Below are 21753 nucleotides of genomic sequence, written 5' to 3' on the forward strand. Positions count from 1 at the left end.
TTCGCACCCGCTCCGGGGCGCCTTTTCAAAGGAACGGAACTCCGGCCAGCGCGCCATGGGGAACACCCTGTCCGATCCGCCGCGGGCCGCCCGGCCCGGCACCCTGCCCGACCTCACCGACACGCGCATCGCCTTCCGCCAGTACACGGACCGCGGCCTGCTGCGCGCCTACTGGCTCTTCCGCATCATCGGGGTGCCGTGGATGAACGCCACCGGCCGGGTGATGAGCCAGCTGGCCATGCGGCTGCACCTGCCGATCAAGGGGCTCATCAAGGCCACGATCTTCAAGCACTTCTGCGGCGGCGAGACCATCGAGGAGAGCCTGGCGACCGCGCAGAAGCTCGGCGATGGCGGCCTGGGCACCATCCTGGACTACAGCGTGGAGGGCCAGGAGGACGACGCCTCGCTGGACCACACCACCGACGAGATCCTGCGCACCATCGCCATGGCGGCGCGGCGCACGGACATCCCCTTCAGCGTCTTCAAGCCGAGCGGCATCGCGCCGCTGGCCATCTGGGAGGCGGTGAGCGAAGGGCGCGCGCTGAGCCCCGGGGAGGCCCGTGAATGGACGCTGGTGCAGGGGCGCATGGAGCGCATCTGCCAGGCCGCCGCCACCGCCGGCATCCCCGTGCTGGTGGATGCCGAGGAGAGCTGGTTGCAGCCCGCGATCGACGCCCTGGTGGAGCGCATGATGCAGCGCTTCAACCGGGAGCGGGCCATCGTGTACAACACCGTGCAGCTGTACCGGCACGACCGGCTGGCCTTCCTGCAGGCGGCGGTGGAGCGGGCGAAGGCCGCCGGCCACCACATCGGCCTCAAGCTGGTGCGCGGCGCCTACATGGAGAAGGAGCGCGAACGCGCCGCCGAGCGCGGCCTCCCCTCCCCCATCCACGCGGACAAGGCGGCGGTGGACCACGATTACGACGAGGCCCTGCGGTTCTGCGCCGACCGGCTGGACCATGTGGCCGTGATGGTGGGCACGCACAACGAGCGCAGCACGCTCCTGATGGCCGGGCTGATGCAGGCGCGGGGACTGGCGCCGAACGACCGGCGCGTGTGCTTCGCCCAGCTGCTGGGCATGAGCGACAACATCAGCTACAACATGGCCGACGGCGGCTACCGCGTGGCCAAGTACGTGCCCTACGGACCGGTGCGCGAGGTGCTGCCCTACCTCATCCGCCGCGCGCAGGAGAACACCAGCGCCGCCGGGCAGATGGGCCGCGAGCTGAAGCTGATCGTGGCCGAGCGGAAGCGGAGGGCGCGGGGCGGGCGGTGAAGGGGCGGAACGGGATGGGCGGGAGATCCTCCCAACACGTCTTCGCGAGCCTGGCTTTGCAGGCGAAGCGATCTCCCCGGTAGAGATCGGATCACGAGCCAGGGAGATCGCCACGCATCCCTCCGGGCTGCTCGCGATGACGGCAAGGGAAGGGATCGCTGCTCAGGAGGGGGCTTGAGGCATGCGACCATCCCGCTGGGGCGGGACAAGTCGTGCTCATCCCGCTGAGGCGGGACAGGTCGTGCGCATGTGCCCGAACGCCAAGGGCCGCCCCGCGAACGCGAAGCGGCCCTCGGCAAGGATCCAGCACAACGTTACCGCCCCACCTTCACCGCCTTCTTCACCACGAAGCTGTCGTTGAGGTACAGCGTGACGTGGTAGGTGCCGGGCACCAGATCCGTGGTGGTCCAGTCGTGGGTGTAGGCACCGGCCTCCCGCACGGCCTCCTCCAATACCTCCAACCGCTTGCCACTGGCATCGCTCACCTCCAGCCGCGTGCGGCCCGGCGTGGCCAGTGTGTACCGCAGCTGCGTGTGGTCCGCCACCGGGTTGGGCACGATGATCAAGTCGGTGCCCTGAAATGGCGCAAGAGTTAGGCTCGGCTTTGCGAGCCGTCCGCTTGTGCCACCACGTTAGAGCCTTCCTAGCGCACGGGAGGACGCCTCCGCCACGCAGGCCTTCGCACGGCTAACTCCCGCGCGAAGAGCTATGAAAGATCCGCGCTAGTCCAGGGGCTGCGGTACACCAGCATCAGCAGCAGCTACCAATTGAGGACCATAGAACACATCCAGTAGATCGTCTATCTCTTTGAGGGAGAGTTCTGGATTACCGTCACTGATCGACGTTCGCACTTCCCTGCGGTGCGCTTCAATTGTCTCCAGTACAGCGCGCTCCCGCGCTTTCAGATCTGGGAATAGAACATGTCGATCTAAAGGCGTTCTCGGATTCTCTTGGAGCCGGTGACGAACAACGAAGCCTACCACAGCATGAAGGTTCTCACTGCGGTGCTGTCGAGCATCCAAGCGGGCGAGCCGTCGGTTCAAATAGAAGAGGAGCAATAGGCCAAGAAATCCGGCGATCGCCGTGAACAGTAACACTTGCTGCAGCAATGCTGTTGGGACTGTTGTTGACACCCAGCCAGCTAGTGGACTGTAGACGGCCAAAGCACCCAACACAAACTTGTCAGCGATCGATTGGCCGAACCAACTACGTAACTCATTCTTCATGATCTGTACTGTTGCTTGTTATCCATTGCGTTGCTTGAACCTAGGCCGTAAGACTACTAGTGCATTTATCGCCTTCACCGAATACCGCTGACCTGAATGAATGACCTCCAGAGGTTCTAGGAGGTTAATCGATACCGGCCGCTCTATTAAAGAGCCTGGTGCAATGTCGACATCTATCGTTCCGATGTATCCTGCAAGATCTGCGATAACGGGTTTGAACACGGTGTTGAGGACCGTTGTTGCGTCTGATTGATGCACCCCACTACAGAAGACAGACTCTTCGCCAATATCCACGATAAAATCACCTTCGATCACGCACTGAATTCGGCGAAACTCAGGCTCACGAAGAGCCACATCAAACCACATCACAACTTGACGAGCCCCATCAACCATTCCGACACCTTTGATCGACACCCGCACGCCTTTGTCAGTGTTGTCCTTGACCAAATACTCATAGACCAACCTCAAACTCATTGATTCCTTCACAAAGTCGGGAGTGAATGCAACATTGTATCCGTCATGCTTCTTGACGACGCTTGGATACCACAGGCCGTGAACCTCGACATGCTCAGAAATAGCACTCTTCTCCGAGTACAGCACAGAATGGGAGAGCTTTGATGATACGGTATAATTGTCATCGAGGAAGTGCTTGCTGACGAATCTGCACACGGTCAACAGGTCGGCACCACTACCTGGTAACTCTGCAAGAATCTCCTTCAATCTCGCGAGAGAACGGCTGTTGATCGACTTGGCCGATTCAGTCTGGAGGACTTCATCATCATAAAGGAATTCAAGGACGTTATACTCGCGAGTAGCCCACCACTTCGAGACGTACAGCTTTGTGACGGTGTGATCATTGCCAAGAGTACGTAGCACTTCCTTTATCGCGGTATCCTGGTCGATGGCACCATAGAATACCGGATAGCCAGCAATGTGGGCCCTTCCATCAACCTTGCAGCCTTCTGGTGGTGGTGGACCATATGCGCTCGTTCTGTTCTCTTCGCCAACCGCCCTAATCTCACGAGCACGATAAATGGGTATGTATGCTGATACGTTTTGCCGGATCAAGAGTGCCTTAATCCTCAAGACAGTTTCCACGAATGCATCATCGACATCGTGGTCGCCAAGGTCCTGAATGGCGCTCAGCGCATGCGCCACGGCCTCTTGATACGCTTCAACCTGATCAGTCATGCAACACAAAATACAGTGCTTCGACCGCGTTTGTAACACGGATGGCTATTCATCTCGCCAACGCAAGGAATAGGTGGCCGGAGTCCATTGGCCTTTGGGCCTGATGGCAGCAGGCTGCCGTGCCACAAGACCGCGAAGCCAGAAAACCACTGGGCTCCGCCAACCTTAACCCCCAAACGGGCGCAAGTGTTCCCGCGCTCTTGAGCTCGCGCGGGGTCACTTGTGCCGTAGTTGATGCTACCACGTGCTCCGATCCTGTGATCTCCCGAAGTCTGCGACTTCGTCCCACTAAGCTTCCTCCAAGCGTAACAGACCAGGCTCATGCGCGGAGGAATAAAGGTAGTCCTCAGGATCCGCCACGATCCCCTCCTTCACGGGGTTCTGCCGGATGTATTCGGCCACTCGCTCCACCTCCTCTGTGCGCTCCAGTTGCAAGGGTTGGTTGTTCTGTTGCCACAGCTGGTAGGTGGTGTTGTTGCTGTTCGGTTCGCCGACTTCGCGAGGCAGGCTTCGCGCGCGCAGGAGAACACCAGCGCAGCGGGGCAGATGGGCCGCGAGCTGAAGCTGATCGTGGCCGAGCGGAAGCGGAGGGCGCGGGGCGGGCGGTGAAGTGGCCTCCTTCCGTCGATTGGATGGTCGGACGGCCCGTGGGTGCAGGGTGGCCTGGTGGCCTGTGCGCGGGATGACCTGAAGCTGCTTGCCCCGCCTTTCGCACCTTCGCCGCGATGCAAGGCCGCTTTTTGCGCAACCTGGCCCTGGTGGTGGTGCTGAACCTGTTGGTGAAGCCCTTCTACATCCTGGGCATCGACGCCGCCGTGCAGGAGCGCGTGGGGGCCGCGGCCTACGGCACCTACGCCGCCTTGCTGAGCCTGAGCTTCCTGCTCAACATCCTGCTGGACCTGGGCCTCACCAACCACACCACGCGGCGGCTGGCCCGCGATCCGGGCATCATGGCCACCGAGCTGCCCGCCCTGCTGGGCGTGCGCGCCGCCCTGGTGGTGCTGTACGCCGTGGTGACCCTCGTGGCGGCGCTCGTGCTGGGCTATGCGGGCACCCACCTGCACGTGCTGGGCTGGCTGATCGTGAACCAGGCCCTGGCGGCCCTGCTGCTCTTCCTGCGCGGCGCCGTGGCCGCCGGCCAGCGGTACGCACAGGACAGCCTGCTGAGCGTGCTGGACCGCGCCCTGCTGATCGCCCTGATGGGCTGGCTGCTGTGGGGCCGCGGTCCCGGTGCGCCGCTGCCCATCCTCTGGTTCGTGCAGGCGCAGACCGCCGTGTACGTGGTGGCCGTGGGCGTGGCCTGGGCCCTGGTGCGGCAGCGCACCCGCAGCCTGCGTCCCCGCTGGCCGGGGCGTGAGGCGGGCGCCCTGCTGCGCCGTAGTTTCCCCTACGCCCTGCTGGTGCTGCTGATGACCTTCTACTACCGCACGGACACCGTGATGCTGGAGCGCCTGCTGCCCGACGGTCCGTTGCAGGCCGGCATTTACGCGCAGGCCTTCCGCTTCTTCGAGGCCTTCAACATGCTGGGCTACCTGCTGGCCGGCCTGCTGCTGCCCATGTTCAGCCGCCTGCTCGGCACCGGCGATGCGGTGGCGCCCCTGGCCGGGCTGGCCTTCCGCCTGGTGTGGGCGGGCACGGTGGCGCTGGCCATGCTGGCCGTGCTGCTGGCACCCGAGGTGATGGCCCTGCGCTACACGGCGCACGTGGGCGAGAGCGCGGCGGTGCTGGCGGTGCTCGGCGTCTCCTTCGTGGCGGTGTGCACCACCTACGTCTTCGGCACGCTGCTCACCGCCGGCGGCGACCTGCGCACGCTGAACCGGTTGGCGGCCGCGGGCATGGTGGTCAACCTTGCGCTCAACCTGTGGCTGATCCCGCGCCACCAGGGGCTGGGGGCCGCCTGGGCCAGCCTCCTCACCCAGGCCGCCATGGCCATCGCCCAGGCGGTGCTGGCCGCCCGCCGCTTCGGCCTGCCCCGTGGCGCATCCGCGTGGGGCGGTCCCCTTCTGTACGCCGCCGGGCTGACCGCCGTGGCCCTGGGCCTGGGCGCGGTGGACGCCGCGCCGCCCACCGTGCTGCTGGCCGTGCCCGTCGCGGCCCTGCTGCTGGCCTTCGCCACCCGCACCGTGCGCGCCGCCGACCTCCGCGCACTGAAGCCGGTGGCCGGGAGCGAACCCGTACTTTAGGCCTCCTTTTCACCGCCCCTTCCATGACCGACGCCCGCAGCGCCAGGCCGGACGACAGTTTCGACCTGGTGCTCTTCCTCTGGGAACGCCGCCGCCTCATCCTCGGCATCACCCTGCTGGGGTTGGTGGCCGGGGTGGCCGCCGCCTTCATCATCCGGCCTCTGTACAAGAGCGAGGTGATCCTCTTCCCGGCCATCACCAACTCGGTGAGCAAGGCCCTGCTGACGGAGCAGAGCACCGGCCGCGACGACATCCTTGCCTTGGGCGATGCCGAGGACGCCGAGCAGCTGCTGCAGGTGCTCAACAGCGACCTGATCCGCGAGCGCACCTCCACCACCTTCGACCTGATGCGGGCCTACCGGATCAAGCCGGACAGCCGCACGCGCAACACCGACCTGCGCGAGGCCTTCAGGGACCACATCACCTTCGAGTACACCAAGTTCGGCAGCGTCCGTGTGGAGGTGCTGCACCCGCAACCCGACACCGCCGCCCTCATCGCCAACTACATCGCCGCCCAGGTGGACAGCGTGTGGAAGGACATGGTGCGCGAGCGCGCCGAAAAGGGCCTCCAACTGGTGGCTGAGAAGGTCGGGAAGCTCGAGCGCGAGATCGCCGCCATCGAGGACAGCATGCGCGTGCTGCGGCAGCTCGGCGTGCACGACTACCACACCCAGACCGAGCGCTACAACGAATACCTCGGCGCCGCCATCGTGAAGGGCGACCAGCGGGCGGTGCGCGAGTTCGAGGAGCGCTTCAAGGTGCTGGCGCAGTACGGTGGGGCGTACGTCACCCTGCAGGACCGCCAGTTCAACGAGGTGAAGCGCCTCAGCGTGATGCGCATGAAGCTGGAGCAGGCCCAGGCCGACCACGAGAGCGACCTGCCCCACAAGTTCGTGGTGAACCAGGCCCAACCCGCGGACAAAAAGAGCTACCCCGTGCGCTGGCTCGTGGTCGCCGTCAGCACCATCAGCGCCTTCCTGCTGGCCCTGCTGCTGATCGTGGTGCAGGAGAACGTCCGCAAGATCAAGACCCGCCATGGCCGCTGAACTCGACCTTTCCCACGCGCTGACCATCCTGCGGCGCGGCTGGCGCACCCTGGCGATCACCGGCGTCCTGGCGGCGGTCCTCAGCGCCGTGTTCAGCGGACCCACCTTCATCGCACCGCGCTACCGCTCCAGCGCCACCGTGTACCCGGTGAACCTCACCAGCTACAGCGTGGAGACCCGGTCCGACCAGCTGCTGCAGCTGCTGGAGAGCAACAGCATCCGCGACAGCCTCATCCAGCGGTTCGACCTCGCCCGCCACTACGACATCGACATCGCCCAGCCGCCGGGCCGGTTCTACCTGGATGCCGAGTACCACGACCGGGTGGAGATCGGCAAGACCCGTTTCGAGAGCGTGCAGATCGAGGTGACGGACGAGGACCCGCAGCTGGCGCGGGACATGGTGCAGGAGATCCTGCGGCAGACCGACCTGCTGGCCCGCCGGCTGCAGCGCGAGAAGTCCTACGAACTGCTGGCCATCTCCGAGCGCGAGATGGCCATCGCGAAGCGCAAGTTGGACAGCGTGGAGACCCGGCTGGCCGAGCTGCGCCGTGAGACAGGCCTGCTGGACTATGCCGCGCAGACCGAGGAGGTGACGCGGGGCTACCTGCGCATGCAGAGCGGCGGCGCCTCCGCTGCCGCGCGTGAGGAGGCCCGTGCACTGCTGAAGGCGCTGGGGGAAAAGGGCGGCGAGTTCCGCCAGCTCACCGAGCTCAGCAGCATCTTCCGCGATACCTACGTGGCCCGACTGAACGAGGTGGAGAAGGCCCGCACCGACGTCAACAAGGTGCTCACCTACACCAACGTGGTGGGCTACCCCGAGGTGGCCGACAAGAAGGTCTTCCCCGTGCGGTGGCTCATCGTCCTCATCACCACCGCCAGCGCGCTCTTCCTGGCCTACGTGCTGCTGGCGCTCCGCCACTGTCCATGACCATGGTGCAGGTGCTGAAGCGGCAGTGGATCACGGTGGTGTGCACCGTCTTCGTGCTGCTCAACCTGCTGCTGACGGCCAACGACATGCCCTGGCTGGCCTTGCTGCCCGCGGCCTTGATCGCCGTGTGGGCCATGGTGGCCGGGGCGGACAAGCTGCTCCTATTCATCGTGTTCGCCACACCGCTCTCCATCAACCTCGAGCAGCTCGACCTCGGCGGCATCGGCATCAGCCTGCCCACCGAACCGCTGATGGTGGGGCTCACCGTGCTCTTTCTCCTCAAGGTCGGGCTGGAGAAAGGGGTGATCGCGCCGGGCGTGCTGCGCCATCCCATCACCGGCATCATCATCGCCCAACTGGTCTGGATGCTGGCCTGCATCGTGCCCAGCGAGATGCCGGTGGTGAGCATCAAGTTCCTCCTGGCCCGCCTGTGGTTCGTCACCACCTGCTACTTCATGGCCACCCGGCTGTTCGAGGACGGCCGCAACATGAAGCGCATGCTGTGGCTGTTCATCACCGCCATGGCCGGTGTGATCGTCTACACGGTGATCAACCATGCGCAGCATCATTTCGAGCAGGACCCCGCGCACTGGGTGATGACGCCCTTCTTCAAGGACCACACGAGCTACGGGGCCATCATCGCCTTCTTCCTGCCCTTCCTGGCCGCCGCGCCGTTCATGCGGAACACCCCGCGGACCCTGCGGGGTTACGCGGTGGTGATGCTGGTGCTCTTCGCCACCGGCCTGGTGTTCAGCTACACGCGCGCGGCCTGGGTGAGCCTGGTGGGCGCCCTGGGCATGTGGATGGTGCTGCGGCTGCGGATCCCTCCCTGGGCCCTGCTGCTGGTGCTCGTTTCCGGCGGCGCGCTCTATGCGGTGAACGCCGACCGCATCACCGTGGCGCTGGAGCGCAACCGCGAGGAGAGCAGTGACGACCTCGGGGAGCACGTGCAGAGCATCAGCAACATCAGCAGCGATGCCAGCAACCTGGAGCGCCTCAACCGGTGGAACTCCGCCCTGCGCATGTGGGAGGAACGGCCCGTGTTCGGCTGGGGGCCCGGCACCTACATGTTCCAGTACGCGCCCTTCCAGGCCAGCGAGGACCGCACCATCATCAGCACCAACTTCGGCACGGGCGGCAACGCGCACAGCGAGTACCTCGGCCCGCTCGCCGAACAGGGCGTGCCCGGCATGCTGCTCATGGTGCTGCTGGTGGCCGTCACCGTGTTCACCGTGATGCGGCTGTATCCGCGCATGCCCGCCGGTCCGGACCGTACGCTGATGGTGGTGGCCTTCCTGGGCCTGGTGACCTACTACCTGCACGGAGCCCTGAACAACTTCCTGGACACCGACAAGGCCGCCGTGCCCTTCTGGATGTTCACCGCCATGGTGGTGCTGTTCGACCTGCGGTATCCGAAGCGGCGTCCCGAAGCGCTCAGCGCAGCGCGCAGCTGAGCAGCGCGATGTCGTCCAGGTAGGGCTGCCCGCCGCGGTGCGCCTCGAAGCGGGCCACCACGGCCTCGATCACGGCGCCGGGCCCGGCGTGGCGCACCTCGTCCACCGCGCGGCGCACCTGGTCCAGTTCGAAGGCCTGCCCGTGCACATCCTCCTGCTCCACGAGGCCATCGGTGTAGGCCAGCAGCAGGCTGCCCGGCGGCAGGGTGGTGGTGCCCACCTGCAGGAAGGGCAGCTTCGGCATCATGCCCAGCGCGATGCTGCCGGTGGAGAGCTCCGTGAAGCCCTCGGCGGTGCGCAGCAACACCGGGTTGTGCCCGGCGTTCACGTAGCGCATGGCGCCGGTGGGCAGGTCGAGGTCGGCCAGGAAACAGGTGATGAAGCGCTCGCCGCGGGCGTTGCCGTACACCTTGTCGTTGAGGTCGCGCACCAGCTCGTCGAGCGGGTCGTCCGAGTACTCGACCAGGGCGCGCAGCGTCGCCTGGAAGTTGCTCATCAGCAGCGCGGCGGCCATGCCCTTGCCGCTCACATCGGCCACCACGAGCACCATGCGGTCGCCGCGGTGCACCACATCGTAGTGGTCGCCGCCCACCTGGCGGTGGGGCAGGTACCAGGCGGCGGCCTCGAAGCGGTCGGTGCGCGGCAGCTCTTGCGGCACGAGCATGCCCTGCATCTCGGCGGCGAGCTCCAGCTCGCGCTTGTCGCGTTCCTGCTGGAGGGCCTGGGCGGCGAGGCGCTTGTTCTCCAGGGCCACCACGATCAGGTTGGTGAGGGTCTGGATGAAGTTGAGGTGCTTCACCGAGGGGCTCATGCGCTGCTCGTCCTCGTCCAGGTCGCCGATGAAGAGGTAGGCCAGCGGCCGCTGCTCGTGGAACACGGGCACCACCACATCGAAGCCCGCGAAGCGGTCCTCCTCCTGGGCGGTGGTGAGGTGGATGCCCTCGCCCGCGGTGGCCAGCGCGTCCAGGTCGATCGCCGGTGTGGCGTGGCCCGCGCCATGGCTCAGGGCCAGCTGCCAGCGGTCGCTGCGCTCGTAGAGCAGCAGGCGGGTGATGCCCAGCTCCTGGTGGACGATGCCGCTGTACAGGCGCAGCAGGCCTGCACGGTCCATGTTGCCGTTGATGGCCTTGGTGACCTCCAGCAGGGCCTTGAGCTGGAACTCCTTCAGGCCGAGGCGCTCGGTGAGGCGGTCGAGGCGGGTCATGCTCACAGCCCCAGCTTGCGGGCGATGTCGGGCAGGCGCTGGCTCAGGGCGATCTCGCGCAGCTTCTGGCGGGCCTCGGTGGCTGGCGAGCCCAGGTAGCTGCGGCCGCCCTCCACATCGCTCATGATGCCGCTCTGCCCCAGCAGCACGGCGCCCTTGCCCACGCGCAGCTTGCTGGGGATGCCCACCTGGCCCCACAGCGTCACTTCGTCCTCGATCACCACCGCGCCGGCGATGGCCACATGCGCGGCGATGAGGCAGCGCCGGCCGATCAGCGTGTCGTGTCCCACCTGCACGTGGTTGTCCATCTTGGTGCCCGCGCCGATCCGCGTGTCGGCGCTCACACCCCGGTCGATGGTGCACAGTGCACCGATCTCCACATCATCCTCGATCACCACGCTGCCGCACGGCACCATCTTGTCGTAGCCGGTGGGGCGCTTCTTGTAGTAGAAGGGGTCGGCGCCGATCACGGCGTTGGCGTGCACCGTCACGCGGTCGCCCAGCTGTGCCGGACCGTAGATCACCACGCCGGGCATGATGCGGCAGTCCGCACCGATGCGCACATCGGGGCCCAGCACCGCACTGGGGTGGACCTCCGTGCCGGCACCCACCACGGGGCGCGCCTCGCTCCAGGCCTTGCGGGGGCTGAAGTGGAGCACAAGCCGGTTGTAGTCGCCGCAGGGGTCGGTGCTGATGAGCAGGGCCTTGCCCGGCGGAGCCTCCACCTCCTTGTCGATGAGGATGGTGGTGGCGGCGCTCTCCAGCGCCTTCGCGTACCACTTGGGGTGGTCCACGTACACCAGGTCACCGGGGCGCACGCGGTTGATCTCGTTGATGCCGGTGACGGCGCGGGAGGCATCGCCCGCCACGCGCACGCCTAGCAGGGCGGCCAGTTCGGCGGCGGTGCGGGGCTCGGACAGGTCCATCGGCACGAAGGTAACCGCAGGGCCTTCAGGGCCGGAAACGCGGACCCCGCCGGCTGCGGGCGCAGGGGCGGGGTCCGGGTCGGCCTGTGCCGGGCGATGTGAACGTCGCCCCTTACTTCTTGACGCGGTCCATGTACTCGCCGGTCTCCGTGTCGATCCGCACCACGGTGCCCTCCTCCACGAAGATGGGCACGTTGATCTCCACACCGGTCTCCAGCTTGGCGGGCTTCATCACCTTGTTGGCGGTGTCGCCCTTCACGGCGGGCTCGGTGTACACCACCTTCAGTTCCACGGTCTTGGGCGGGCGGGCGAAGATGGGCTGCTCGCTCTCGAAGCCGATCTGCACCACCATCTCCTCCTTCATGAAGCCCAGCGCATCGCCGAAGAGGCCCACGGGGATGTACTTCTGGTCGTAGGTCTTCTGGTCCATGCAGACCAGGTTGTCACCCTCGCGGTAGAGGTATTGCAGCTCGTGCACCTCCACACGCAGCACCTCGATCGTTTCGCCGCTCCGCCAGCGGTTCTCGGCCAGCTTGCCGTTGCGCAGGTTGCGCATCTTGCCCTGGTAGAAGGCGCGCAGGTTGCCCGGCGTGCGATGCTGCCACTCCATGATCTGGCAGATGTCGCCGTTGAAGCGGATGTAGGAACCGATGTTGACGTCAGCAGTGGTGGCCATGGCGGGGTGGGATGCGGCCTTCGCTTCCGGAAGGCGGGCGCGAAAATAGGGGATCGGGACGAAGGCGCAGGTCCGCGGGTCGAGGTGAACGGACCCTGTCCCCGGGTATCGGTGATCGGCCCCTCCCGCAACGCGGGACAAGTGGTGCCTGCGACTCCTCCGGGGTCGGAACCGCTCCGGGTACGGGATCGAATGGCTGTGATCCTCCGGGGATCATGGACCGACCGGCACATGGATGTCCCCTGCGGGGTCGCTGGAGCGGAGCCGTTCGCTTCCGGTCCGCGGTTCAACCGCGGGCGGCAGGCTTCCACGCCAGCACGTCCAGCTGGGCGGTGCACAGGGCGGTCTCGGCCTCCACCCGGTTGCTGGCCACTACCAGGGTGCGTCCGTCGAGGTGCTCCCTCAACAGGTCGACGGACCAGGCCGTGCCGCGTGCATCGAGGTTGCTGGTGTGCTCGTCCAGCAGCAGCAGGGGCACATCGCTCATCACGGCCAGCACCAGCTTGAGGCGCTGCTTCATGCCGCTGCTGAACTGCCGCACCGGCTTGTCCAGCTCCTGGTCCAGAAGGGCGGCGCGGGCCACGTTCGAATCCGTGAGGCCGGGTCGGAAGGGCTTGAACCGCCGGTGGAAGGCCAGGGTGTCACGCAGGCTCAGGTCCTCGTACAGGCCCAGGTAGGGCGTGGCGAAGGCGACATGGCGGTACACGGACCCCGGGTCGATCGCACGCCCGTTCAGCTGGTGGGTCACCGTGCCCGAGGTGGCCGATAGCGCGCCACCGATCACCTGCAACAGGGTGCTCTTGCCGCTTCCGTTGGGGCCCAACAGCGCTGTGCGGCTGCCCGGCGCGAACACATGGTCCACCCCGCGGAACACCACTTCGCGGCCGAAGGACCGGGTGACGGAGCGGAGGGCTACTTCCATGTGCTCATGTGACCATGTGCTCATGTGACCATGTGGTCATGTGCACATGGCCTGGACGGACCATGCGCACATGGTGCGTGTGACAGGCGGGAGGACGCATGCGCACATGGCACATGGTCATTCGGCCAGCCCGCGCATGATGCCCTTGGGGCTGTTGCGGATGAAGTCGAGGATCTGGCCGCGCTCGGGACTGCGGGGCAGGGTCTGCTCCACGTTCTGCACGGCGCGTTCCACGTTGTTGTTGCGCACGAAGATCTCGCGGTAGATGTCCTCGATGCGGGCCACCTGCTCGTCGTCGTAGCCGCGGCGGCGCAGGCCCACGACGTTGACGCCCACGTAGCTCAGCGGCTCGCGTGCGGCCTTCACGAAGGGCGGCACGTTCTTGCGCACCAGGCTGGCGCCGGCGATGAAGCTGTGGGCCCCGATGTGGATGAACTGCTGCACGGCCACGTTGCCCTCCAGGATGGCCCAGTCGTCGATGGTGACATGGCCGGCGAGGTTGACGCTGTTGGCGATGACGATGTTGTTGCCCAGGACGCAGTCGTGCGCCAGGTGCACATAGGCCATCAGCAGGCAGTTGCTGCCCACGGCGGTGCGCTGTCGGTCGGCCGTGCCGCGGTTGATGGTGACGCACTCGCGGATGGTGGTGCCGTCGCCGACCTCGGCGGTGCTGTATTCACCGGCGAACTTGAGGTCCTGCGGGATGGCGCCGATCACCGCGCCGGGGAAGATGCGGCAGCGGCTGCCGATGCGGGCGCCGTCCATCAGCACCGCGTTGGGCCCGATCCAGGTGCCCTCGCCGATCCGCACATCGGCGTAGATGGTGGCGAAGGGCTCCACCACGACGTCGCGGCCGAGCTTCGCGTCGGGGTGCACGGAGGCGAGGGGGGAGATGCTCATGCGTTCACCGCCGTGGTCCGCGGCGTCGGTGTGTCCTGCTTGGCGGGGGCCTTGTCGCGGGCGATCTGCGCCATCATCTCGGCCTCCATCGCGGGCTGTCCGTTCACGTAGGCCACGCCCTTCATGTGCACGATGCCGCGGCGGATGGGCGTGATCAGCTGCAGGCGGAACACCACGGTGTCGCCGGGGATCACCTTGCGCTTGAAGCGCACGCCGTCGATCTTCAGGAAGTAGGTGGTGTAGTGCTCGGGGTCGGGCACCTGGCTGAGGGCGAAGACGCCGCCCACCTGGGCCATGGCCTCGATCTGGATCACCCCGGGCATCACCGGGTTGCCCGGGAAGTGGCCCTGGAAGAAGGGCTCGTTCATGGTCACGTTCTTCACCCCGATGATGGTGTCTTCCGTGATCTCCATGATCTTGTCGATCAGCAGGAAGGGGTAGCGGTGCGGCAGCATCCGCGCGATCGCGTTGATGTCGTAGAGCGGCTCGCGCGACAGGTCGTACTGGAACCCGGCGGCCTTCCGCTCCTGTCGCATGGCCTCCTTGATGCGCTTGGCGAAGCTGGTGTTGCCGAAGTGGCCGGGGCGCGCGGCCAGGATGTGGCCCTTGATGGGACGCCCCACCAGCGCCAGGTCGCCCACGATGTCCATCAGCTTGTGGCGGGCCGGCTCGTTGAAGAACTTCAGGTCCGTGGTGTTCAGCACGCCGTTGCGGCGGATCTCCACGTCGCGGTACTCCTTGCCCAGCAACCTGGCCAGCTCCTTCAGCTGCTCCTTGGTGGTGCCCTCGCGGTCCTCCATCACGATGGCGTTGTCCAGGTCGCCGCCCTTGATGAGGCCCGCCTTGGCCAGCTGCTCCAGCTCGCGGAGGAACACGAAGGTGCGGCACGGGGCGATCTCCGTCTTGAACTCGCCGGTGTGGTACATGCTGGCGTGCTGGGTGCCGAGCACCGGGCTGTTGTAGTCCACCATCACCGTCAGGCGGAACTCGCCGCCGGGGGTGGGCACGCCGAGCATCTCGGTGCCGCGCTCCTGGGTCTCGAACCAGATGGGCTCCTTCAGCACGTACCAGTCCTTGTCGGCCTTCTGTTCCACGATGCCGGCCTGCTCGATGGCGAGCACGAAGGGCAGCGCGCTGCCGTCCATGATGGGCACCTCGGGTCCGGTGAGCTTCAGCAGGCAGTTGTCCACGCCCAGGGCGTAAAGCGCGGCCAGCACATGCTCGGTGGTGTTCACCCGGGCGCCGTTCTTGCCCAGGGTGGTGCCGCGGTCGGTGCTCACCACCAGGTCGGCGTCGGCCTCGATCACGGGGGCGCCGTCCAGGTCCATGCGCTGGAACTTGTAGCCGTGTCCGTCGGGGGCCGGATCCAGGGTGAGCGTCACCGGTTCGCCGGTGTGCAGGCCCACGCCGGTGATGGAGACGGGCTGCTTGAGGGTGCGTTGTTTGTCGCTCATGCGTTCGCGCGCCCGGGCCGTCGCGGTCCCCGGGATCGCCGGCCGAAGCTACGGCGCGTCCGCGAAGCGGCGGGTCAGGCGTCCCCGCCGGCCGCCCGGCGCAGCTCCGCCAGCGCCTTCTCCAGCTCGGCCACGCGCCGCTGCAGCTCGGGCAGGTTGCGGAACACCACGTAGCTGCGCTTGTAGGGGCCGATGGCGAAGGCCGGACTGCCCTGCACCGTCACCCCGTCCGGGATGTTCTCCCCGATGCCGCTCTGCGCCGCCACCTTCACCCGGTCGCCCACCGTGAGGTGACCGGCGATGCCCACCTGCCCGCCGATCATGGCGTAGGCGCCCACCCGGCTGCTGCCTGCGATGCCCGTCTGCGACACCACCACCGTGTGCGCGCCGATCTCCGCGTTGTGCCCCACCTGGATCAGGTTGTCCAGCTTGGCGCCCCGGCGGATGAGGGTGCTGCCCAGCGTCGCCCGGTCGATCGTGCAGTTGGCGCCGATCTCCACGTCGTCCTCGATCACCACGTTGCCGATCTGCGGGATCTTCTCCTGCTCACCCGCCGCGTTCACCGTGAAGCCGAAGCCGTCCGAGCCGATCACCGTGCCGCTGTGGATGATGCAGTTCCGGCCGATCACGCTGCGCCCGTACACCGCCACGTTGGCGTGGATGCGCGTGCCCGCACCGATGCTCACGTTGTCGCCGATGGTGCAGTTGGGCAGGATCTTCACCCCGTCGCCGATCACCACCCCATCGCCGATGTGGGTGAAGGTGCCGATGTAGACGTCCTTGCCGATGGTGGCCTTCGGGCTGATGTAGCTGGGCTGCTCGTAGCCCTTCTTCTCGTACTGGTGCGCGTCGTGCATCTGCAGCAGGCGCGAGAAGCAGGCGCGGGGGTCGGCCACGCGGATCAGCGTCACATGCTTGGGGATGGGCCGCGTGGGGTGGAAGCCCTTCTCCACCAGCACCACGCTGGCCGCCGTGGTGTACACATGCTCGGTGTACTTCGGGTTGGCCAGGAAGCTCAGCGTGCCCAGGCGGCCTTCCTCGATCTTGCTGATGTCGCTCACCAGCACCTGCGCGTCGCCATCCACCTCCCCCTGGAGGAACTCGGCGATCTGACCGGCGGAGAACTGCATGGCCCGCAAAAGTAGGCCGCGCCCTGGTCTTCCTCAGTGGGCCATGGGCACCGTCACCCGCACGTCGTCCCAGCTCAGGGTCAGGGCCAGCGGCGCCTCCTGCACCGCGATGGTGAACTGCTCCACCGGTTCGGCCAGCCGTTCCACAGGCACCTGCACCTGCAAGGCATCGTGTTCAGGTCGGCGCTGCGCCTTCTGGTCGAAGTCCACCCCCCAGGGATACATGCGGTCGTTCCAGATCACCGTCCAGGACTCACGCCCGGGCACGGTCCACAGCGTGTACGCCCCGGCCTTCAGCACCTTGCCATCGATGGTGATCGGCTTGTTGATCGTGAAGGTCGTGGCCTCGTTGGCGCCCGTGCGCCACACCTCGTCATAGGGCACCAGACCGCCGAAGATGGTGCGTCCCTTCTTCGAGGGCCGGTTGTAGAAGACCTCCAGCGTCAGGTCGCCCTGCGTGAACACGATGCGGTCCTCGGGGCTGGCCTTCTTGGTGTTGAACTTCATGAACTGGAAGCCGGCGAAGGCCAGCACCAGCAGCACGGCCACGCCGAGCAGGAACCACGTCAACCACTTCTTCATCTGGGAGGGGGGTGTGCGGCGAAGGTAGGCGAACGAAATGCGCAGGTGCACATGGGCACGACTTGTCCCGCCCCAGCGGGATGGTCGCATGGGCACATGGTCGCATGGGCACATGAGCACAGGGTCGCATGGGCACATGCGATCAGCCCCCGCGGTGCACCACCATGCTGTTGGCCTGCGCCGTGGGCGTCACCACCAGGTCGTTGATGCACACGTGCGGCGGCAGGGTGGTGACGTAGTGCACCAGTTCGGCGATGTCCTCGGGGCGCAGCGGTCGCAGGCCCTGGTACACCTGTTTCGCGCGCTCGGCATCGCCGTGGAAGCGCACCACGCTGAACTCCGTCTCGGCCAGGCCCGGCGCGATCTGCGTCACCTTGATGCCGTGGGGCAGCAGGTCCTGGCGCATCGCCTTGGTGAGGGCGTCCACCGCGTGTTTGCTGGCGCAGTACACGTTGCCCTTGGGATACACCTCCTTGCCGGCGGTGCTGCCGATGTTGATGATGTGGCCGGCCTTGCGGGCGATCATGCCGGGCAGCACGGCGCGCGTCACGTGCAGCAGGCCCTTCACGTTGGTGTCCAGCATGCGCTCCCAGTCCTGCAGGTTGCCCTCCTGGATGGGGTCGAGGCCGGCGGCCAGCCCGGCGTTGTTCACCAGCACATCGATGCTGCTCCAGGCGGCGGGAAGGGCAGCGATGGCGCGCACCGTGGCGTCGTGGTCGCGCACGTCGAAGTGGAGGGCGTGCACCCGGTCGTGGTCGCCCAGGTCGCCATACAGGCCTTCGAGCTCCTTGCGCAGGGCCTCCAGGCGCTCCTTGCGGCGGCCGGTGATGATCACGCGGTGGCCCTCGGCGGCGAAGCGCCGTGCGGTGGCCTCACCGAAACCGCTGGTGGCGCCGGTGATGAGGAGGGTCTTGGGCATGGGGCGGATGATGATGCGGAACGCGGATGGCGAAGGTCGGGGATCGCCTCGAGGCGAAGTTCGTGTTCACTAGCTTCGACACCACACAGATCAACGATGCGCGCTTTCGTCCGGGTGCTTTCCATCATCGTGCTGCTCGCTACGTGCGGCATCGGTTCAGCGCAGCCGGTCTTCGTTCCGGATACCAACCTGCGCGTATGGTTCAACGCCCAGGCCAGCGGCTGTGTGGACGCGCTGGGCTGGTTCGATCCATCGCATCCGGGGATCCAGGATACGATCTACGGACTGTTGATCAATTGGCCGAACTCCGACCTCACCGGGCTCGAGGCCCTGCCGAACGTCCGGCAACTAGCGATCGGTGCGCTGGATGTCATGGTGCAGCCGAGCATTTCGGTGTGGCCGGACAGTCTGCGGCGACTGCGGTTGGAGTATATGGGCGGACTTGAGCAGGTGACAGGTCTTCCACCGGCCCTGCGCTTCTTGGATATCGACGGTGGCTCACTGATCTCCATAGGGCCGCTGCCAGCATCACTCGAAGGCTTCAGCTTGGCCTCTGTCCCTTTGGTGAACTTCCCAGCCCTGCCACCTGGTCTGCGTGACCTTTGGGTAAGGGATCTCCCGCTGATGACCGCGCTGCCGTCACTTCCCAATGGCCTGCGTCTGCTCAAAGTCTTCAATTGCCCCCTGCTGATCGGCTTTCCAACGCTTCCCAATGAGCTGCGTTCCTTCTGGATGCATCAGGTCCCCGGGCTCAACACCTGGCCGGCCTGGCCAGACTCTCTCCGCGATCTGCAGCTGTTCTACGTTTCACTGTCCGGTGCTATGCCTCCGGTCCCGGATGACCTCGCGGAGATCGCGCTGATCGATATTCCCGGGCTGACGGCGATCCAGAGCCTCGGTGCGAACACGAGGGTTTTCGATGTCGGTGTGTGCCCGCTCCTGGAGGTGCTTCCCGATACCATCCCGGCGCGATTGAATTCGTTCTCCGTGTGGAACTGCCCGCTCGTGTACTGTCTTCCCTGGCTCCATGACACCATGAACGTCTATGTGGGCGGAACGGGTATCACCTGCCTGCCCAACCTGCCGACCACGGCTTTTCTCATCGACCCGGATGTCCTTCGTGTTCGACCGTGTGCGGTGTTCGATCCGTCCTGCGCGGCGAATGCCGTTTCAGGTATCGCTTACGAGGACCTGGACCTCGATGGGCAGCTGGATCCCGGTGAGCCGCCGTTCCCGAACGCCACCATCCGGGTGGATCCCGGTGCGTCGATGGTGGGCGCGGACAGCACGGGCTTCTTCCGGTTCGATCCCGGCACCGGGAACCATGTGCTCAGCAGCGCACCGCACCCATACGTGAGTTCGGTGCTGCCGGCCAGCCATACGGCCAACCTGCTCGCACCGGGCGACATGGACAGCCTGAACCACTTCGGCCATGTGCTGACCCCAAGCATGCAGGACCTCCGCGTGCACCTGGCCGGGCCCACCCCCCGGAGCGGACTGCCTGTGCCGATGTGGGCCGCCGTGCACAATGCGGGCACGGTGCCGGTCATCGCCACGCTCACCCTCACCTTGGATACGGTGGATCAGCTCGTCAGCAGCACGCCGGCGCCCACCACGATCAATGGAGCGACCCTCACATGGGAGCTGGGATCGATCCCCGCAGGCATGTGGAGATCTGTGGATCTGGTGCTGGAGGTCCTCGGCTCCACGCCGTTCGGTACCCCGGTGCTTCGTACAGCCCAGGTGGACCCGACCGTGGGCGACCAGACGCCGCTCGACGACCAGGCCATTTTCCTGTCGAGCACGCTCAATTCCTATGACCCGAACGACAAGCAGGTGGAGCCTGCGGTGGTGTCGCCGGCGGAACTTCAGTTCGATCCGTGGTTCACCTACCGCGTCCGGTTCCAGAACTGCGGCAACGCGGAAGCCTTGCGGGTGGTGATCACGGACACGCTGGACCACCGGCTGGACCGCTCCACCGTGCAGGTGCTTGCCAGCAGCCATACCATGACCTGGAGCTGCACGGGCGATGTGCTCTCCTTCATCCACGACGACATCCACCTGCCCGACAGCGCAAGCGATCCCATCCGGAGCCAAGGCTTCGTGCTCTTCCGGATGAAGGTGATCCCCGGCCTGTCGATCGGTGACAGCATCAGTAACCGCGCCAACATTTTCTTCGACCTGAACCCACCGGTGATCACGGAGCCGGCCATCCTGCGTGTGGATGTGCAGACCGGTCTGCCGGTCATCGGCAGCGGGGATGTTCAGCTGTACCCCAACCCGGCCGAGGACGTCGTGACTGTGGTATGCGGCGCACGGCGGTCCTGGTCGGATTGGTCGGTGGTCGATGCGCAAGGTCGAACGGTACTGACCGGGTCAGTGGATGGTCCGGTGTTCCAGGTGCCCTTGGACCGTTGTGCCCCGGGTATCCAGGCGATCAGGCTGACGGGACCGGAGGGTTCGCGGACAGTGCGGTTCACGAAACGGTGATCACCCCACCCACCGCGGCCACGCCAGGTACCACTTCTCCACCGGCCGCGCCATGGCCTGGATGCCGAAGTTGTCGCTGGCGGCGGCGATGTCGCGCAGGCTGCCGTCCTTGTAGAGGAGCTCGATGCGCTGCCGCGTGTCGTCGTACGCGTTGTTGACGATGCGGCCGTGCAGCACGAAGTGGTCGGCTTGCGCCAGGGGGATGCCCAGCGTGCGCGCCACCTGCTCCTTCAGCTCCTGCTGCCGCTCATCGTCCCACGGCCGGTCCTGCAGGCGGATGCGGAAGGTGCGGCGCTCCACGATGTCCGCGCAGAGACGCCCCAGGGCGGGGTCGGGGTGCTGGGCCCACACCTTCACCGCGCCCATGATGTCGTGATCGTCCAGCCGCAGGAAGTCGGCCAGCACCGCCGGGTCGTCGAAGCCGCCCAGGTCGTGGCGGCCCCGCAGGAAGCGCAGCAGCGCCGGGCTGGCGAAGAGGTCGGCGCCCCCCTCGGCCAGGTCGCGGGCACGGCGCAGCGCCTCCACCAGCATCACCTCCGCGCTCACCACGGTCTTGTGCAGGTACACCTGCCAGTACATCAGGCGCCGCGCCACGATGAACTTCTCGATGCTGTAGATGGCCTTCTCCTCCACCACCAGCCGGTCGTCCACCACCTCCAGCATCTTGATGATGCGGTCGCCGCCGATGACCCCTTCGCTGACGCCGGTGTAGAAGCTGTCGCGGTTGAGGTAGTCCATGCGGTCCACGTCGAGCTGGCTGCTCACCAGCTGGTGCAGGAAGTGGCGCGGGTGCGCGTCGCGGAAGATGGCCAGGCCCAGGGCCAGCGCCCCGTTGAACTCCGTGTCCAGCGCGTCCATCACGCGGGCGCTCACCGCCTCGTGGCCCACGTCCTGCACAATGCTGGTCTCCAGCGCGTGGCTGAAGGGGCCGTGGCCCACGTCGTGCAGCAGAATGGCGATGGCGGCGCCCTGCGCTTCGGCCTCGCTGATGGCGTGGCCCTTGCCGCGCAGCACCTCGATGGCCTGGCCCATGAGGTGCATGGCCCCCAGCGCATGGTGGAAACGGGTGTGCAGGGCGCCGGGGTACACCAGGTGCGACAGCCCCAGCTGCTTGATGTAGCGCAGCCGCTGGAACCACGGGTGGTCGATGAGCCGCAGCACCAGCGCGTCCGGCACGGTGATGAACCCGTAGATGGGGTCGTTGAGGATCTTGCGGGCCACGCGATGGGGATCGGGGTCGGCGCCA

At 66.3% G+C, this 21753-nt stretch carries 19 protein-coding genes; 6 read left to right on the forward strand and 13 right to left on the reverse strand.

Annotated elements, in window-relative coordinates:
• Positions 1-55: 55 nt before the first annotated feature.
• A complete protein-coding gene (locus tag IPM49_07445) occupies positions 56-1276 on the forward strand; it encodes a proline dehydrogenase family protein (GenBank protein ID MBK9274359.1) in 1221 nt (406 codons plus the stop codon).
• Positions 1277-1590: 314 nt separating this feature from the next.
• Here IPM49_07445 and IPM49_07450 read toward each other — a convergent pair whose 3' ends face one another.
• From IPM49_07450 to IPM49_07460, 3 genes are all read right to left on the reverse strand, one after another.
• On the reverse strand, positions 1591-1842 hold the full coding sequence (locus IPM49_07450; protein MBK9274360.1) for a T9SS type A sorting domain-containing protein: 252 nt from the start codon (positions 1840-1842) through the stop codon (positions 1591-1593).
• 156 nt (positions 1843-1998) lie between these two features.
• The gene (locus IPM49_07455; GenBank protein ID MBK9274361.1) at positions 1999-2502 is read right to left on the reverse strand and encodes a hypothetical protein; all 504 of its coding nucleotides are present in this window, start codon (positions 2500-2502) and stop codon (positions 1999-2001) included.
• Positions 2503-2520: 18 nt separating this feature from the next.
• A complete protein-coding gene (locus IPM49_07460; protein ID MBK9274362.1) occupies positions 2521-3693 on the reverse strand; it encodes an RES family NAD+ phosphorylase in 1173 nt (390 codons plus the stop codon).
• Positions 3694-4418: 725 nt separating this feature from the next.
• On the opposite strand from IPM49_07460, the gene IPM49_07465 reads away from it, so the two are divergent.
• From IPM49_07465 to IPM49_07480, 4 genes are read left to right on the forward strand one after another with little or no spacing between them, the layout of a single operon-like run.
• Positions 4419-5876 carry a polysaccharide biosynthesis C-terminal domain-containing protein gene (locus tag IPM49_07465; protein MBK9274363.1) on the forward strand — a complete coding sequence of 486 codons (1458 nt, stop codon included), beginning with the start codon at positions 4419-4421 and terminating at the stop codon, positions 5874-5876.
• Positions 5877-5899: 23 nt separating this feature from the next.
• The gene (locus tag IPM49_07470) at positions 5900-6922 is read left to right on the forward strand and encodes a hypothetical protein (protein MBK9274364.1); all 1023 of its coding nucleotides are present in this window, start codon (positions 5900-5902) and stop codon (positions 6920-6922) included.
• Positions 6912-7850, forward strand: coding sequence for a hypothetical protein (locus tag IPM49_07475; protein MBK9274365.1), 939 nt, complete (start codon positions 6912-6914; stop codon positions 7848-7850). The genes IPM49_07470 and IPM49_07475 overlap by 11 nt, the downstream gene beginning before the upstream one ends.
• A complete protein-coding gene (locus IPM49_07480; GenBank protein MBK9274366.1) occupies positions 7847-9304 on the forward strand; it encodes an O-antigen ligase family protein in 1458 nt (485 codons plus the stop codon). The genes IPM49_07475 and IPM49_07480 overlap by 4 nt, the downstream gene beginning before the upstream one ends.
• Here IPM49_07480 and IPM49_07485 read toward each other — a convergent pair.
• The 9 genes from IPM49_07485 to IPM49_07525 all read right to left on the reverse strand — a co-directional run bounded on the left by IPM49_07485 (position 9285) and on the right by IPM49_07525 (position 18017).
• The gene (locus IPM49_07485; GenBank protein MBK9274367.1) at positions 9285-10508 is read right to left on the reverse strand and encodes a SpoIIE family protein phosphatase; all 1224 of its coding nucleotides are present in this window, start codon (positions 10506-10508) and stop codon (positions 9285-9287) included. The two genes, IPM49_07480 and IPM49_07485, sit on opposite strands and share 20 nt — an antisense overlap.
• Positions 10509-10510: 2 nt before the next feature.
• Positions 10511-11434, reverse strand: coding sequence for a UDP-3-O-(3-hydroxymyristoyl)glucosamine N-acyltransferase (locus IPM49_07490; protein MBK9274368.1), 924 nt, complete (start codon positions 11432-11434; stop codon positions 10511-10513).
• 112 nt (positions 11435-11546) lie between these two features.
• Positions 11547-12110 (reverse strand): elongation factor P, encoded by a 564-nt coding sequence (gene efp, locus IPM49_07495; GenBank protein ID MBK9274369.1) that lies wholly within the window; start codon positions 12108-12110, stop codon positions 11547-11549.
• 286 nt (positions 12111-12396) lie between these two features.
• A complete protein-coding gene (locus IPM49_07500) occupies positions 12397-13032 on the reverse strand; it encodes an ABC transporter ATP-binding protein (protein MBK9274370.1) in 636 nt (211 codons plus the stop codon).
• A gap of 117 nt (positions 13033-13149) precedes the next feature.
• Entirely contained in the window at positions 13150-13932 is a 783-nt protein-coding gene (gene lpxA / locus IPM49_07505) for an acyl-ACP--UDP-N-acetylglucosamine O-acyltransferase (GenBank protein MBK9274371.1), read from the reverse strand.
• Positions 13929-15386, reverse strand: coding sequence for a bifunctional UDP-3-O-[3-hydroxymyristoyl] N-acetylglucosamine deacetylase/3-hydroxyacyl-ACP dehydratase (locus IPM49_07510; protein MBK9274372.1), 1458 nt, complete (start codon positions 15384-15386; stop codon positions 13929-13931). The genes lpxA and IPM49_07510 overlap by 4 nt, the downstream gene beginning before the upstream one ends.
• 74 nt (positions 15387-15460) lie before the next feature.
• Complete coding sequence (lpxD, locus tag IPM49_07515; GenBank protein MBK9274373.1) at positions 15461-16516, reverse strand: UDP-3-O-(3-hydroxymyristoyl)glucosamine N-acyltransferase; 1056 nt, start codon at positions 16514-16516, stop codon at positions 15461-15463.
• A 33-nt stretch (positions 16517-16549) separates the two neighbouring features.
• Positions 16550-17098, reverse strand: coding sequence for a DUF2911 domain-containing protein (locus tag IPM49_07520; protein MBK9274374.1), 549 nt, complete (start codon positions 17096-17098; stop codon positions 16550-16552).
• Positions 17099-17240: 142 nt separating this feature from the next.
• A complete protein-coding gene (locus IPM49_07525; GenBank protein MBK9274375.1) occupies positions 17241-18017 on the reverse strand; it encodes an SDR family oxidoreductase in 777 nt (258 codons plus the stop codon).
• A 96-nt stretch (positions 18018-18113) separates the two neighbouring features.
• Between IPM49_07525 and IPM49_07530 the strand changes: the two genes are divergently transcribed.
• On the forward strand, positions 18114-20507 hold the full coding sequence (locus IPM49_07530; GenBank protein ID MBK9274376.1) for a hypothetical protein: 2394 nt from the start codon (positions 18114-18116) through the stop codon (positions 20505-20507).
• Here the strand turns inward: IPM49_07530 and IPM49_07535 are convergent, their stop codons facing one another.
• The gene (locus tag IPM49_07535) at positions 20508-21728 is read right to left on the reverse strand and encodes an HD domain-containing protein (GenBank protein MBK9274377.1); all 1221 of its coding nucleotides are present in this window, start codon (positions 21726-21728) and stop codon (positions 20508-20510) included. It abuts the gene before it with no gap.
• Positions 21729-21753 lie beyond the last annotated feature (25 nt).

This window comes from Flavobacteriales bacterium, assembly GCA_016715895.1.
Classification (GTDB): Bacteria; Bacteroidota; Bacteroidia; order Flavobacteriales_F; family PHOS-HE28; genus PHOS-HE28.

Bases quoted from the DNA above. Each gene is read 5' to 3' on its own strand.
- IPM49_07460 (MBK9274362.1), bottom strand. From the start codon at position 3,693: ATGACTGATCAGGTTGAAGCGTATCAAGAGGCCGTGGCGCATGCGCTG.
- IPM49_07480 (MBK9274366.1), top strand. From the start codon at position 7,847: ATGACCATGGTGCAGGTGCTGAAGCGGCAGTGGATCACGGTGGTGTGC.
- lpxA (MBK9274371.1), bottom strand. From the start codon at position 13,932: ATGAGCATCTCCCCCCTCGCCTCCGTGCACCCCGACGCGAAGCTCGGC.
- IPM49_07520 (MBK9274374.1), bottom strand. From the start codon at position 17,098: ATGAAGAAGTGGTTGACGTGGTTCCTGCTCGGCGTGGCCGTGCTGCTG.
- IPM49_07500 (MBK9274370.1), bottom strand. From the start codon at position 13,032: ATGGAAGTAGCCCTCCGCTCCGTCACCCGGTCCTTCGGCCGCGAAGTG.
- IPM49_07485 (MBK9274367.1), bottom strand. From the start codon at position 10,508: ATGACCCGCCTCGACCGCCTCACCGAGCGCCTCGGCCTGAAGGAGTTC.
- IPM49_07470 (MBK9274364.1), top strand. From the start codon at position 5,900: ATGACCGACGCCCGCAGCGCCAGGCCGGACGACAGTTTCGACCTGGTG.
- IPM49_07475 (MBK9274365.1), top strand. From the start codon at position 6,912: ATGGCCGCTGAACTCGACCTTTCCCACGCGCTGACCATCCTGCGGCGC.
- IPM49_07455 (MBK9274361.1), bottom strand. From the start codon at position 2,502: ATGAAGAATGAGTTACGTAGTTGGTTCGGCCAATCGATCGCTGACAAG.
- IPM49_07510 (MBK9274372.1), bottom strand. From the start codon at position 15,386: ATGAGCGACAAACAACGCACCCTCAAGCAGCCCGTCTCCATCACCGGC.
- IPM49_07525 (MBK9274375.1), bottom strand. From the start codon at position 18,017: ATGCCCAAGACCCTCCTCATCACCGGCGCCACCAGCGGTTTCGGTGAG.
- efp (MBK9274369.1), bottom strand. From the start codon at position 12,110: ATGGCCACCACTGCTGACGTCAACATCGGTTCCTACATCCGCTTCAAC.
- IPM49_07465 (MBK9274363.1), top strand. From the start codon at position 4,419: ATGCAAGGCCGCTTTTTGCGCAACCTGGCCCTGGTGGTGGTGCTGAAC.
- IPM49_07445 (MBK9274359.1), top strand. From the start codon at position 56: ATGGGGAACACCCTGTCCGATCCGCCGCGGGCCGCCCGGCCCGGCACC.
- IPM49_07490 (MBK9274368.1), bottom strand. From the start codon at position 11,434: ATGGACCTGTCCGAGCCCCGCACCGCCGCCGAACTGGCCGCCCTGCTA.
- IPM49_07530 (MBK9274376.1), top strand. From the start codon at position 18,114: ATGCGCGCTTTCGTCCGGGTGCTTTCCATCATCGTGCTGCTCGCTACG.
- lpxD (MBK9274373.1), bottom strand. From the start codon at position 16,516: ATGCAGTTCTCCGCCGGTCAGATCGCCGAGTTCCTCCAGGGGGAGGTG.